This is a genomic window from Paenibacillus sp. EKM211P, assembly GCF_011066175.1.
Taxonomy (GTDB): domain Bacteria; phylum Bacillota; class Bacilli; order Paenibacillales; family Paenibacillaceae; genus Paenibacillus; species Paenibacillus polymyxa.
The window spans coordinates 124,055-137,950 of record NZ_JAAMNS010000018.1 but is presented as its reverse complement, the minus strand read 5'-3'; the positions used below and the strand labels follow the sequence as shown (position 1 = coordinate 137,950).

Genomic DNA, 13,896 nt, shown 5'->3' with positions numbered 1-13,896 from the left:
TGCTGCCAATCCGATATCCGTTAACGCGGTGAATGTGAATGGAAAGTTTATAGCAACTGATGTTTCACCTATTATTAAGGACGGGCGTGTTTTGGTCCCTATACGCACGCTTGCTTCACTTGGAGTGACCTATCAATGGGATAGTAAAAGTCAATCTGCTCTCATCCCAAAAGGCAAAGATCAAATTAAGCTGACGGCTAACAAAAAAGAAGCATTTAAAAATAACAAAGCGATTCAGGTTGATGTGCCGGTACAAGTGACTCAAGGAAGGATATTGGTGCCTATCCGTTTTGTGTCGGAGAATTTTGGTTACAAGGCAAGCTATGAGAAGCTTCGGTCTATTCTATTTATTCAAGACAGTAACTATAAGGTAGACCAAGAGAGCTTAGAGGCAGAAGATTTACAAGCCGCTCGTCAGGCTGCTATATCGTTGCCGATTCAATTTTCTTTCAAATCGCTTTCTTCTTTAGAAAAACCGGGGGCTAATAAAGAATACAATTATATTTTCCCAAGAGGAGATTCTTCCAGATACATGTATGGAAATAATGTTGGTAATACGGTAGTTGAAGTTAAAGATGGAGTGGCCAAGGCAGCCTGGCAATTTACTGTATCCACGGGGCTGGAAGATATTGCATCAAGTGCTGGAAAGAGACCTAGCTATAATTACGTCGAATGGGTAACTGATATTATGATGTTTAATGATGAAAATGGGAATATTAAAGCTGTATACAAAGATGATAAAGGTCAACAAAAAGATCTCACTGCAAAGGCGAAATCCTATACAGATATTATCCAACCTATTCCTAATGAGACGAGAAAACAATAGCTACTACTGAATCGGTTTATTTAAGGACGTCCTTAGCAAGGGACGTTCTTTATTTTGCTTTTAGATCCAAAACATAAGCAACGATAGACTAATAGTGAATTTCATATGATTGGAGGCTAGTTTGGATATGAAGCAAATTCTTACTTTATCTATGCTTACTTTAACTATGCTCTTAACATTTGCTATTCCGCTTTTTGCTGCACCGTCGATTCAATTGGTGATCAATAGCGAGGTGGTACATTCAGAAGCTCCACCTGTTTCCGTCACAGGAAGGACTATGGTTTCTTTGGCTTCATTGAAGCCGCTAAAGCTTAATCTAGTCTGGAACGCGGACAAGAAGACGGTGACTGTCAATGCTCCTGGGGTAAAAGAAAAGCTTGTACTTACGATCGGTCAAAAAGAAGCTTCTTATGGAGAAAAAACACTTTCTTTGGATGTGTCTGCTCAATTGAACAACAATCGCGTAGTTGTGCCATTGCGCTTCATCAGCGAAGCCTTTAAAGCAGAGGTAGAATGGAAAGCGGATAAAAATGCGGTCATTATTCGGAGTGCTGACCAAGTAGAAAAATACAAGAAGTTGTATCAAAGTACGGATTTGGTGGCGGCACGTAAAATCGCTGTAAATCTTCCTTCTAACGATGAAAATACGCTTCATAATACCGAAGAGGGCGTTTATTATCAGTTTGTTTTTCCTGAAGGGGAGGCATTGAGATATTAATATATTGTTGGAAACCTACTTACTTATTACGAAATTAAGGATGATGTGAAACATCTAGTATGGGAAGGCGTAGAAAAAGCTCCAGTGAAGTATACGAAAGAAAAAGGGAAACTACCATCAGTAGATAAAACAGAATATTATTTTTTACAAGAACGTGTGGATCATAGCGTCACATATGGTAAGGTAGGGGGCGGGAAGCCGATAACGCAAGCTTTACCTAAAATTACTACGGGATTAGCAGATATTATTGTGCCTATTTCTGGCGAAGTAAGGAAGGATCAAATTAAATAGAGTATAATTCAACTTCATCTGAGGACGTCCTAGTGTACTAGTGACGTCCTTTGTCTCGCTTGTGACCTTAAAAACTAGCGCTGAACTGAAACTTTTAAAAGTACCATCTTTATTTTCTCTTATGTTTATCTAAGATTTCTTGAAACTTATTTGCATTATAAATATCGTTATTGACCTTCCATTTGCCATTTTCCTTTATAAAAGTGAGTTGGCCTTCCAAGGGGATTTTTTTATTTTTATCCTTCAACATAAGAGTCACAGAATATGTTAAGTCAATGTTTTTTTTGGTTACACTTTTCTCTTGAATTTGAAGGTCTTCAATTGATAAAGTGGTTTTTTCAAGAGAAGCGATTTGTAGAGGAAGAGCGATTTTGCGATTATCTGCTTGTTTTTTTAGAAAATTTGTTGTCATAAGCGGTTCTAATTTACTTTTTCTTTGTTTTATCCAGTCTGGTGTAATGGATTTATTATAATTACTTACTTCTAATTCGGTTTGTTTAAATTCCGTAGCAATCTGTTTAACATTCAGAATCTCAGTATCATTTATATTTTCTTGAGTAATTGGATTGTATGTTTTCTGTTGTGAATTTTTTGTAGAAATGGCTGGCTCTTGATTAGAACACCCTATTGCTATTGTTAACAATATTGTGGATGTTAGAAAGTAAATGGATTTTTTCATAAACAAATCCCCCTATATAGTTATAATACTTGTTAATTTTACCATGAAATACACTTAAATCGTATAAAGTTTGAGAATAAATTCAGTAACTTTGAAAAATGTATCGTAGCATAGGTCATTTCAATCAAACCATGAACTAGCCGTCAAGGAAGGGCTAACTTAGGTGTTCTAAGTTCCTGTCTCGTGTTTGGGCGCCACCAACGGAGCTTAAGGCGAAACATTTGAAAGTAGTTCATGGAAATTGGCATAGATAAGAAACTTTTCGGATAATTCATACGTCATATGTAAGGGTACTTATTGAAAAAGGAGGTAATTTATCTTGAAAAAGGTTATTGTGTTTGTGTTTTTCTTCGTACTTACGTTTCAATCCTGGGCGATTGCTGATGCTGCCAATCCGATATCCGTTAACGCGGTGAATGTGAATGGAAAGTTTATAGCATCTGATGTTTCACCTATTATTAAGGACGGGCGTGTTTTGGTCCCTATACGCACACTTGCTTCACTTGGGGTAACCTATCAATGGGATAGTAATAGCCAATCTGCTCTCATCACAAAAGGCAAAGATCAAATTAAGCTGACGGCCAACAAAAAAGAGGCATTTAAAAATAACCAAGCAGTTCAGATAGACGTTCCTGTCCAAATGACTCAAGGAAGGATACTGGTACCTATTCGTTTTCTTTCGGAGAACTTTGGCTACAAGGCAAACTATGAGAAGATTCGTTCCATATTATTCATTCAAGATAGTAATTATAAGGTAGACCAAGAGAGCTTACAGGCAGAAGATTTACAAACCGCTCGTCAGGCTGCTATATCGTTACCGGTTCAATCCTCCTTCAAATCACTTTCTTCATTAGAAAAACCCGGTGCTAATGAAGACTATGGTTACGCCTTCCCGAGAGGGGATTCGTCCAGATACATGTATTCAAACAATGTTGGACACACGGTAGTTGAAATAAAAAATGGAGTAGCCAAGGCAGTTTGGCAATTTACAGAAGGAAATGGTCTGGATGATATTGTATCTAGTGCTGGCCAAAGACCAAGTTATAATTACGTTGAATGGGTAACTGATATTATGATGTTTAATGATGAGAATGGGAAGATTAAAGCTGTATACAAAGATGATAAAGGTCAACAAAAAGATCTCACTGCAAAGGCTAAATCCTATACAGATATCATCCAATCTATTCCTAATGAGACGAGAAAACAATAGCTAATTCTATCTCGATTTATTTAAAGCCTCTAAAGTTCAACTTAGTTTGGAAGGTTGCAAAAAGATATTATTGAGGTGATTAATCAAAAATGAATAAATTTTTAAGAACGGCTCTTGCATCTGCAATATCTTTTAACGTACTTGCAAGCTGTGTTTCTGGTGTTTCTGCCGCGGCTTCCAAGTCGATTATTGTGCAAGTGAATAACGAACCCGTGTCAGGGGATGCAGAACCATATATTGAGAATGGTTCCACGTTGGTGGCATTGAATATGATAAAATCGATTCCTGGTATAACGATCAACTGGAACAATACTTCTAAAACGGTAACTGTAGATAATAACGGAACAAAATCAACACTGTTGGCTGGTAAAAAAGAGGCAGTCGTAGGTGGTAAGAAAGTAACGCTATCTAGCTCTTCTGTAATGGAGAATGGTCGTGTTATGGTACCGTTGCGTTTCATTGCAGATGCGTCTGGTTCTCAAGTGTACTGGAATGCTCCAGATCGTACAGTTTACGTAGCTAAACCGACAGAAGAGATGCTGAAAGAAATCCAATCTAGCAATATTTCTAGAGCCCGTCATGGTGCATACAGTCTTCCACGTATTGCTAAAGTTAATGTACTGTCAGGTGAAGAAGGGGATAGCATGGCTTATATTCGCTACTTCCCAAAAAACCAATCCAGTGAATTTTTTGAACAACATATGGACATTGTGAATTACTACCGTATCATTGACACACATGTAGAGCTGCTCTGGTCTGCAAGGCTGAACCTGCAAAAGGAAGCTAAAAATGCAAACCTGCCGTTCCTCATCAACAAAATTGTTGAACAAAGCGGCAAAATGCCAACGATCCAAAAGGGCGTGGTTTATTATAATTATAGTGTTCCGGGTGGCACCACGTTCGGGACTATTGATAAAGCTGGTAAAAAAACTCATCTGGGTGAAGCGATCGAAGCTCAGGTGAAGCAAATGTTCTTCTCTATTGCAGAAGAAGAACAACTATAAAAGATAATGTCAGAATGGATATATGTACAGGAACGTAGGAATAACGGCACTGTATACTAAGGAGAAATATATGAAATTCGTGCAGATTATGACTGTAGGTGCAATAGTGGCGTTGGTCATTTCAGGGTGCAGTGGTAAGGCAATTTCAAATCAACAACTGCCTCAGAACGAAGTGGAAAATATTGAGGTAAACAACACAAAGGAAGGTGTAAAAAAAGTTGACGGAAAAGCAACTATAGAAACTTCTAAAGCAACTGACAAAAAGGTGAATTCCGTAGATTATTCACAGTATTATAAAAATCAAGCTAGATCTAAGGTTATAGTCTCAGGAAAACAGATTGTATGGAAAAATAAAGATGTTACTTTTACCGCAAAATTAATTAAGTCTCAGGGGGAAGAAACAGCCGAAGCCAATGAAGTTGTGGATTCTATAAAAATAAAAAGTAAGCGCGGAGAGCAACTTATTCAGCTCAAACCACGACCTTTGAGAGTTAACTCACTTTTCTTATCCAAAAGCAACCAGGTAGCTCTTCATGTAAGCGATCATGAGGGGAGTAGACTTGTTCTAATTAATTTATCTGATGGGACTCAAACTATTGTAAACAGGTTTATGATGAATAGTGACGGAGTGGGAAGCGAAAAGATTGATGCCTATAATTGGTCACCAGATGGGAAAAAGATTGCGTTTGGAATCGGTAATCTAGGATCAAGTTATATCGGAGTATACGATGTAGAGCGTAAGAGCTATAAGCATGTGTCCGATAAGGATTTTACACTGATCCCCTTTATAGCTTGGCATAAAGATGGGAAAAACTTTGACTTTGTGAGTAAAGCTGACGATTCTCCACAATCAGTACTCTATACTTACTCAGAAACAAAAAAATCTATCATAAAGAAGGGTTCTTTATCTAAGAATGATGAACAGAAGCTATCTTGATCAACACCGAAATTTTGACTGGACATATACAGAGAGAGCATTATTATACTAATCAAGCCATACTTATAAAACTGTCAAAACCGATTTCGCAACTAGGCTCAATTTCTATCATTGGTGCAGCTTACGTGTGATTATGTTCATTGGTTTATACACCGTAATCATGATATCCTAGGCAATCTTACCTTTATATAAGCCAAAAAAGTTGTCGTATAAATATTGTTTATTTTTATGTTGACAATCGATACCCAACATTTACAATAAGTGAAGTATAAATTAACGGGGGAGTTGCTTATGAGAGTGTCCATGAGAATGTTAAGTCTTGTGGTGACATTCCTATTACTTTGCTCAACTGCTAACAGCAATCTGAATCTGTTACCTATGCGGCATGAGTAAGTTTCTAAAGCGTTTTGCAACGATTTTATTGAGCTACGCAATAGGCATAGGATTGTTTTACGCTTTGGGATATAAAATGAGTGCTATGGGCTTCTATGCTACTTTGACAGGAATTGTGATTGGATTAATAATCAACTTCGCATTATCAAAGCGAGAGAAATAAACCTATGTATCCCTTGATTGTATCTACATCAGGGGATTTTTTATGTTATTAAAAGGAGACTCTATATCATCTACTGGTGAGAATGCACATATGGAAATGAATTCAGTCATTGTCAACACTATGGAATACTTTACATGGATCAATCCAATCATTTCAGGATGTCGGCTCGTCCGATATGTCTCAACATGTGTAAGATATGCTGAATTTTCGTTATAAACATTAGTTGCATAATATATTGACAGATGGTTAATTTTGGAGAAGAATAGAGGATGATTTTTAAAATTATGGAATTTTTATGTGAAGGGTGGTTATGACTTGAAGCATACACCTACGATTTCAGCGGAGTTTGAGGATTATCTAAAACAAAATGATATGACATTGAGTCAATTTGCCGAATATTCAGGGGTTCATCAAAGAACGCTTAGTAATTGGATTACTCAGCATCGTCCTGTTTCCGTACAGCAGCTAGACCGAATTACTGCGGCTATGGATTTGCCAGAAGGCTATTTTTACGATCTATACATAGAAAATTATATTATTGATCTTTCCCCGAATTTTAGGCGAATCGAGCCATTATTGTATCGTTGCGCAGAACAGGACAAGCTGGATGCAATCCGTCGAATGGTTGGACATATTATGGACAATCCGTTGTATGCGTCCAGACTATTTGAAGTTGCTGAAGCATTATTTGAACAGAAAAGACATACTGCTGCGCTGTCTCTCTATGAGAGTGTCGCAGAAGTGGAGAAATATCAGCATTCTGAACGCTTGGCCATCTGCCAATATCGTGTATTCACGATTCAAGTTGGAGACGACCAGGGCCTTAATCTCAAGGCAGCCACATTATTTGAACCCTTTGTGGAACGACTGGATGAAGCAGATCAGCTTGATGCCTTAAAGGATTTGGCGAATGTGTATCGTTCTTTGCGCTTATGGGATCGGCTTGATGTTACGGCTCGCAAAATGAGAGATAAGGCGGAAATTCAATATACATTAGAGCATCAGCAGAAGAAGCGAAACCATGCGCAACTTGAAAAGAAGCTGAGTCGCCCCCTGTTTGTGTATATTACCTATGCCGATTTATTGTGTGCCAGTGTATATGAGGCCAAAGAAGATTATGAGCAGGCATTAGTATATACATACGCCTACGCTAATTTAGATTGGGTCAAAGAGACGGACGAGGATACTCTGCATTGGATTAAACAGTTTCAAGATTGGGCAGAAGGTAATATCTATACCTATAAATTATTATCTGGAGATATAAGTGTACTAAACGATTATGTTGAATATATTGCTGCATCGCCAGATGCTTCTGATAAAGAAATGGTTACAAAAGTGTTGAATGTTATGTCGGCGGCAAACCAGTATAGTATAGATGTAGATCATATACTTCAAAGGTTTAAAAGGAAAATTGACTTATTTGCCCAACACAATCCGTCATCTGATATGTATACGCAACAAGTGATACCAGAACAGTTTGCACGTCTTGGATACGAGTTAGCTTATTACTATTTGCATCAAGGGAGGTATAACAATGGTTTTAAACACTTGATGTATGCATTGCTAAAGTCACACATAATAAATAATGAAACTTATATTATAAACTGTATAGGGTTATTCTTACATTTCAGAGTGAATGCAGCACATGAAACAAAGGCTCAGTTTTTAAATTTTATTGAAAAGGTGTGGTTAGACAATGTTAAGAAAAATGGTTCTTCTGATCGTCGCAGCTAGCTTTTTGTTTATCGTGGCTGTACCTAATCATGATTATAACCAACACCATATTATTCAGCTTAACGATACTATTGGAGGTGCTTAGAAGGAAAATATTAGATGAAAGTTTAATTCAGAACAACTTGAAACCAACTGAAATAAACATATACCGACAAAAAGTGCCTCTGGAATGTTCCAGAAGCACTTTTTTTGTAAAGCGTATTTTAAAAAAATCCAAAAATTTACGTTTTGCATTAGAATATGACACAGAAGGAGGAATCATGCTGATGAATCCAGGTGTGACTTTACTTCGTGTCGAACGGGCCAGAGAAAGACTGTACCAAGTGCAGAAAAAGTACGGCTTTTTAACGCATCCTAAAGTAATTGAACAATCCATGAAACTGGATGAACTATTGAATCAATACCAAACCTGCAAAATGAAATCTTAGCTAATGTGTGTGCATGATGCACTTTAAAGGAAGACGAACTCCAATCTCCAAACTCCAATAAAAATCCCAAACCCTATACTATGAAGAGGTGGTAACGCTGTTGAATAAACGAAATCCTGTAACCCCTTTCGGCTGGAAAATCAAACAAAAGCTAGTTGAAATTCAAATGGATCAGAGAACTTTTTGTGACACCTATCATATTCCTGCTAGCCGCTTGTCCAATCTCATTCACGGAACACGCAAGGCCAAAAAATATAGAGAACAAGTATGTAAATTGCTTGGGATCGAAGAATAACCATCTTACTCCTACAGGAATACAGGACAACCTCATTATATGTAAGCAACAGTGGCAAAGGACTCCCGGTTTATTTAATATAGATTGTACATAGGACGCTTATTACAAGGAGTGATGAGAATGTTCTCTAGAATGGCAGAGCAGAAGATTGCCGAGGCGATGGCCAAAGGTGAGTTTGATCATTTGCCGGGAGAGGGCAAGCCACTGGTGATTGAGGATTTGTCACATGTTCCAGAAGAGCTGCGGATGTCGTACAAGCTGTTGAAAAATGCAGGTATTTTACCGGAAGAGCTACAGCTGCAAAAGGAATGTGTTCAGCTACATGATTTGCTTCACGCTTGCCATGAGGCAGGAGAGCAACAGCGCATCAGTCGCAGGCTGACTGAGAAATCACTTCGTCTTCGTATGCTGCTGGAGGAAAGAGGGCTGAATATGTCGTCTGTATTTTATGAATATGAGTCTGCTGTGCGTCAGCGACTGGAGGAATAACAGCGAGAGGAGCAAAGGGCAGAATGCCCTTGTCCATCCACTTTGCTTTCTGTGTTTAATCTCATTACCGTTGCAGTGCAGATAATTTCGTGAGGCATTGCTTGGTCAGGATGACTGGCTCCCGAGGCAGCTTGTCCAAATGAAAGCCATCGATTAAATCCATAGCCTTCACAGGCTCAGGAGAATCCAGCAGTCCGGAAAAGTAGGCGAGCCAGCCAATGACGGCTTCCGGTGTAATTCCTTGCCGGCGCATGGCTCGGAGCGCTACGCCACCATGTCGTTTGGCCAGTCTACGTCCATCCGGACCCAGGACAAGGGGGACGTGTGCGAAACGTGGCGGCACTAAGCCCAGTGCTTGGTATAACAATAGCTGACGGGGAGTCGAGTCGAGAAGATCATATCCGCGCAGCACATCGGTCATATGCATATCCGCATCATCGACGACGACGGAAAGTTGATATGAAAACATGCCATCCGCCCGTTTGATGATAAAATCGCCCCCCTCCGACGCACGGAAGGATACATGACCAGCTACCTGATCATGAAAAGAAATAATATCATCTGAATGCTGCGGTACTTTAAAACGAAGTGAAGGGAGTTTATGCTGTGCTTTAGCTAGGGCCTCATGAGAGCTAAGGCTACGACATGTCCCTGAATATGCAGGTCCTTCACCAGACAGTCCATGCGGAGCATGGGCGGCAGCCATAATATCTGCTCGACTGCAAAAACAAGGATACAGTAAATCTTGCCCCTGAAGTTTCTCCAATGCAGATTGGAAGCGTTCCAGCCGCTGGCTCTGAGTGTAAGGACCGTAGGAACCTCCAATGTCGGGCCCTTCGTCCCAATCCAGCCCGATCCAACGCAAATCCTCCATAATTCCTTGTGCCAATGCGCTGCGAGCTCGTGTCATATCAATATCTTCTATGCGCAAAATATAGGTTCCGCCTAGGGAACGAACATGCAGCCAGGATAATAAGGCGGTGCGAGCGTTTCCTAAGTGTATCCATCCCGATGGTGTTGGGGCGAATCGTCCTCTAATGGGTTGGGTTTGTAATTCCATACGAAGTTACCTCGATTCTGTATTCCGTGTTTCTACAATCCGTCCTTTAGCAATCCATATCAACCATATTATAAAACGATCTTGCCGCGAGTGCATCCCGACAAGTATAGGAGCTGGCACGGGAAAGTGTGCATACCTGCGAGGACCAGACGGCAAATTTAAATATCTGTATAATAGATTTAGAAGAATCATGCACGACAGGTGAGATGAAATCCCTTTGCTGTGGACCAGTTTAATATTTTTTATTCGCTTTTCAATAATTACAGGTAGTGAAAAATTCACAATAGCAAAAGAATTCAAACTTAGATTCTACGCCTCAAGCGTATCATTGGAGAGATTTCATTGACAGATAAACAATTGCCTATTACGCAAGTCATCCCCGAGCTTAAGCATGCCTTGCTATCCCATTCAGCGGCGGTCCTGATTGCACAGCCGGGAGCGGGGAAAACAACAGTAACACCATTAGAACTGCTGCATGAGCCGTGGCTGGCGGAGCAAAAGATAATTATGCTGGAGCCGCGACGCTTGGCAGCACGTGCGGCAGCAGCGCAAATGGCAAGGGCGCTAGGCGAGTCAACTGGGAAGACCGTAGGTTACCGCGTTCGTATGGATACAAAGGTAGGACCAAGCACGCGGATTGAAGTGGTTACGGAGGGCGTACTGACCCGGATGTTGCAACATGATCAGGCTTTGGAGGGAGTCGGGCTGATTATTTTTGATGAGTTTCACGAACGCAGCTTGCATGCAGACTTGGGCTTGGCACTTGCCCTGCAAAGCCAGGCGCTGCTGCGACCGGATTTGAAAATATTAATCATGTCTGCCACCCTAGAGGCAGAGCCTGTATGCAGACTGCTAGGGGATGCACCCTTACTGGAGTGCCCAGGCACCGTATTTCCGGTAGAAACCTTGCATATGTCCAAGCCTTCGTCAACCTCATTAGAGTCCTTTGCAGCAGAGACGGTAGAGAAGGCGATTCATGCTCATGAAGGCGATCTGCTGGTGTTTTTACCAGGGGCTAGAGAAATTCATAGAACAGAACGAGAGCTGACTTCCAGAAATTTACCAGACTACGTCAAAATCATTCCGCTGTACGGCAGCATGAAGCTGGAGCAGCAGGATGAGGCAATATGTCCGTCGGCTCCGGACAGCCGTAAAGTGGTATTAGCCACCTCGATTGCCGAGTCCAGCTTGACCATCGCTGGGATTACGGTGGTGATCGATAGCGGACTGTCACGCGAATCGGTGTTTTCCGCGCGAACCGGCATGAGCCGTTTGACCACCGTCAAGGTGTCCAAGGCCTCCGCCGATCAGCGGCGCGGGCGGGCGGGCCGTCTCCAGCCGGGCGTATGCTACCGGCTGTGGAGCGCGCAGGAGCATGCCGCGCTCCCTGATGCCAGCCGCCCGGAAATCGCGGCGGCGGATCTGGCCCCGCTCGCGCTGGAGCTGGCGGCCTGGGGCGTGCGCGAGCCCGCCGAGCTGGGCTGGCTGGATGCCCCGCCTGATGCGGCGTACCGCCAGGCCACAGGTCTGTTGCGTCAGCTTGGCTGCCTGGAAGTCGCAGCCGATGGCACAGCAGGTGGCATCACCGCGCATGGGCGCGAGGTATCCGCCTTGGGTACGCACCCGCGCTTAGGACACATGCTGCTGCGCGCAGCAGCCCTCGGCCTGGCCCCAACCGCCAGCCGTCTGGCGGCGCTGCTGCAAGAGCGGGACCCGTTCCGTGCTCATGGCGGAACGGATTTGCGCCCGCGGCTGGATGCCTTGCGCGAGGCGGCTCATGCCCGCAGCACGCACAGCCTGCTGGGAGCGGCAGACGATACGGTGATTCGTCGTATCGTGCAGGAGAGTCGGCAGCTGCTAGCCACGCTGCCGACTACAGCCGCATTGCAGGACGAGCCTGACGGCTCCGCGGCCTGCGGGCTACTGCTGGCCTTTGCGTATCCGGATCGGATCGCGCAGGGCCGAGGGGATGGTCGCTTTTTGCTTAGCGGCGGCCGGGGGGCGCGACTCCGACAAGTGGAGTGGATGTCGCGTTCGTCCTATCTCGTCGCCGCCGAAGTGGACGACGAGGGAGCAGATGGCGCCATTCAGTTGGCGGCACCGATTGAATTGCAAGAGCTGATCCAGCATTGCAGTGATTTGCTGCTGGAAGAAGCCAACGTATACTGGGATAGCTCCGCTTCAGCCGTGAGAGCTCGCAAGGTACTTCGGCTGGGCTCGCTCATCTTAAAGGAAACATCCTATGAGCGACCTCCGGCTGAGGAAATCGCGGCTGCCTTAATGCAGGGTGTCCGGGAACGTGGTCTCAAACTGCTGTCCTGGAATCGGCAAACTCTCCAGTTGCAGGCGCGTTTGATTTTTATGCACTTCTCTGCGCCCGAGGATTGGCCTGACAGTTCGGAATCCGCGCTGCTGGATTCACTGGAATCGTGGCTGCTGCCATTTGCAGTTGGTGCCAAAAATTTAGCTGATCTGCAACGACTGGACGGTAGTGAATTGCTGCTTGGCAGATTGAATTGGGAACAGCGACAGCAGCTCGAACAGGAAGCACCGACGCATATACGTGTACCCAGTGGTTCTCGTATTCCTGTCGATTATTCGCAACCTGAGGCACCTTCGCTGGCCGTGAGACTACAAGAACTGTTCGGCATGAAGGATACGCCCCGTATTGGACGCGGACGAGTTCCGATTGTGCTGCACCTCCTGTCACCAGCCCAGCGACCTGTGCAAGTGACATCCGACCTGTCCAGCTTCTGGAGCGAGGCATATTTTGAAGTCAAAAAGGACCTAAAAGGAAGATACCCCAAGCATTATTGGCCAGATGATCCACTAGAAGCTGTGGCGACTAACAGAGCAAAGCCCAAGCGATAATCGGCAGCCGAACCTGGAATAGACATCATCGCGAATTTTGTAAAATCGTTTAAACGTCAGGATAGTGGGGTAATAAAAAAACGAACCACTCAACAACAACATATTGGGAGGTAACTATCATGGCTAATAACTTAAACGATTATAATGAAAAGAAAATTGTTGGTGTTTTTGATACCGAGCAGGAAGCATCTCGTGCAATTGGACAATTGCAGAGCAAAGGAATCCCAAGCAGTGAAATTTCTGTGATCACACGTGACCGTGACGACTTAAGGACGATTAGTGAAGAGACAGGCACCAAAGCACCGGAGGGTGTGGCTACAGGAGCGGCTACTGGTGGTGTTGTAGGCGGTGTCGCTGGATTGCTGGCAGGCATTGGTGCCTTGGCGATTCCAGGTATCGGACCTATTCTTGCAGCTGGACCTATTGCGGCTACCCTTACCGGGGCAGCTGTCGGAGCGGGAGCAGGTGGCTTGGTCGGTGGGCTGGTCGGACTAGGCATTCCAGAAGATGATGCCCGTCAATACGAGACATACGTCGATCAGGGCAAGATTTTAGTGCTGGTGGATTCCGCTGAGCATCACAGGGATGTTTATGATATTTTCCGCACCAATCGTTCTCTGAACGCGGATCGTTACAGAACATATGATGATACGGTGGCAGATTCGCGGACAGGTGCGTACACAGATACTAGAAGGAACCTGTAAACACCGAACGGCTAGTTGAGGACGTGATTTAACAGGCTTTTCTATCTCCTTTGTATACAGGTTATTTCTACAGCAGCAGTCTTCCCTCTCGGGG

Annotated in this window: 14 protein-coding genes; 12 read left to right on the top strand and 2 right to left on the bottom strand. The window is 43.3% G+C overall.

Annotated elements, in window-relative coordinates:
* From G9G57_RS21905 to G9G57_RS26070, 3 genes are all read left to right on the top strand, one after another.
* Positions 1–826: copper amine oxidase N-terminal domain-containing protein (locus G9G57_RS21905; protein ID WP_164965551.1), on the top strand; the 826-nt coding region annotated here is incomplete at its 5' end.
* Positions 827–953: 127 nt separating this feature from the next.
* Positions 954–1,544, top strand: a complete 591-nt coding sequence (locus G9G57_RS21900; protein WP_238799335.1) for a copper amine oxidase N-terminal domain-containing protein — start codon at positions 954–956, stop codon at positions 1,542–1,544.
* Between the two features lie 45 nt (positions 1,545–1,589).
* Positions 1,590–1,835 carry a hypothetical protein gene (locus G9G57_RS26070; protein WP_238799334.1) on the top strand — a complete coding sequence of 82 codons (246 nt, stop codon included), beginning with the start codon at positions 1,590–1,592 and terminating at the stop codon, positions 1,833–1,835.
* A gap of 109 nt (positions 1,836–1,944) precedes the next feature.
* Here the strand turns inward: G9G57_RS26070 and G9G57_RS21895 are convergent, their stop codons facing one another.
* Positions 1,945–2,514, bottom strand: coding sequence for a hypothetical protein (locus G9G57_RS21895; protein WP_238799333.1), 570 nt, complete (start codon positions 2,512–2,514; stop codon positions 1,945–1,947).
* 319 nt (positions 2,515–2,833) lie between these two features.
* On the opposite strand from G9G57_RS21895, the gene G9G57_RS21890 reads away from it, so the two are divergent.
* From G9G57_RS21890 to G9G57_RS21860, 7 genes are all read left to right on the top strand, one after another.
* A complete protein-coding gene (locus G9G57_RS21890; protein ID WP_164965550.1) occupies positions 2,834–3,724 on the top strand; it encodes a copper amine oxidase N-terminal domain-containing protein in 891 nt (296 codons plus the stop codon).
* An 89-nt stretch (positions 3,725–3,813) separates the two neighbouring features.
* Positions 3,814–4,728: a copper amine oxidase N-terminal domain-containing protein gene (locus G9G57_RS21885; RefSeq protein ID WP_164965549.1), complete on the top strand. Its 915-nt coding sequence runs from the start codon at positions 3,814–3,816 to the stop codon at positions 4,726–4,728.
* Between the two features lie 70 nt (positions 4,729–4,798).
* A complete protein-coding gene (locus G9G57_RS21880; protein ID WP_164965548.1) occupies positions 4,799–5,665 on the top strand; it encodes a TolB family protein in 867 nt (288 codons plus the stop codon).
* An 871-nt stretch (positions 5,666–6,536) separates the two neighbouring features.
* The gene (locus G9G57_RS21875; protein ID WP_164965547.1) at positions 6,537–7,955 is read left to right on the top strand and encodes a helix-turn-helix domain-containing protein; all 1,419 of its coding nucleotides are present in this window, start codon (positions 6,537–6,539) and stop codon (positions 7,953–7,955) included.
* A gap of 260 nt (positions 7,956–8,215) precedes the next feature.
* Entirely contained in the window at positions 8,216–8,383 is a 168-nt protein-coding gene (locus G9G57_RS21870; protein WP_164965546.1) for an aspartyl-phosphate phosphatase Spo0E family protein, read from the top strand.
* A gap of 100 nt (positions 8,384–8,483) precedes the next feature.
* Positions 8,484–8,678 carry an XRE family transcriptional regulator gene (locus G9G57_RS21865; RefSeq protein WP_113050541.1) on the top strand — a complete coding sequence of 65 codons (195 nt, stop codon included), beginning with the start codon at positions 8,484–8,486 and terminating at the stop codon, positions 8,676–8,678.
* Positions 8,679–8,792: 114 nt separating this feature from the next.
* Complete coding sequence (locus G9G57_RS21860) at positions 8,793–9,167, top strand: DnaJ family domain-containing protein (RefSeq protein ID WP_117289488.1); 375 nt, start codon at positions 8,793–8,795, stop codon at positions 9,165–9,167.
* Between the two features lie 64 nt (positions 9,168–9,231).
* Here the strand turns inward: G9G57_RS21860 and gluQRS are convergent, their stop codons facing one another.
* A complete protein-coding gene (gluQRS, locus tag G9G57_RS21855; RefSeq protein ID WP_117289486.1) occupies positions 9,232–10,227 on the bottom strand; it encodes a tRNA glutamyl-Q(34) synthetase GluQRS in 996 nt (331 codons plus the stop codon).
* A gap of 342 nt (positions 10,228–10,569) precedes the next feature.
* Here gluQRS and hrpB point away from each other — a divergent pair, with 342 nt between their 5' ends.
* Positions 10,570–13,098, top strand: a complete 2,529-nt coding sequence (gene hrpB, locus G9G57_RS21850) for an ATP-dependent helicase HrpB (RefSeq protein ID WP_117289484.1) — start codon at positions 10,570–10,572, stop codon at positions 13,096–13,098.
* A 119-nt stretch (positions 13,099–13,217) separates the two neighbouring features.
* Positions 13,218–13,802 carry a general stress protein gene (locus G9G57_RS21845; protein ID WP_113050545.1) on the top strand — a complete coding sequence of 195 codons (585 nt, stop codon included), beginning with the start codon at positions 13,218–13,220 and terminating at the stop codon, positions 13,800–13,802.
* Positions 13,803–13,896: the final 94 nt, after the last annotated feature.

Excerpts from the sequence above, each read along its gene's own strand:
- G9G57_RS21885 (WP_164965549.1), top strand. The coding sequence starts at position 3,814 with ATGAATAAATTTTTAAGAACGGCTCTTGCATCTGCAATATCTTTTAAC.
- G9G57_RS21895 (WP_238799333.1), bottom strand. The coding sequence starts at position 2,514 with ATGAAAAAATCCATTTACTTTCTAACATCCACAATATTGTTAACAATA.
- G9G57_RS21880 (WP_164965548.1), top strand. The coding sequence starts at position 4,799 with ATGAAATTCGTGCAGATTATGACTGTAGGTGCAATAGTGGCGTTGGTC.
- gluQRS (WP_117289486.1), bottom strand. The coding sequence starts at position 10,227 with ATGGAATTACAAACCCAACCCATTAGAGGACGATTCGCCCCAACACCA.
- G9G57_RS21845 (WP_113050545.1), top strand. The coding sequence starts at position 13,218 with ATGGCTAATAACTTAAACGATTATAATGAAAAGAAAATTGTTGGTGTT.
- G9G57_RS21860 (WP_117289488.1), top strand. The coding sequence starts at position 8,793 with ATGAGAATGTTCTCTAGAATGGCAGAGCAGAAGATTGCCGAGGCGATG.
- G9G57_RS21870 (WP_164965546.1), top strand. The coding sequence starts at position 8,216 with ATGCTGATGAATCCAGGTGTGACTTTACTTCGTGTCGAACGGGCCAGA.
- G9G57_RS21900 (WP_238799335.1), top strand. The coding sequence starts at position 954 with ATGAAGCAAATTCTTACTTTATCTATGCTTACTTTAACTATGCTCTTA.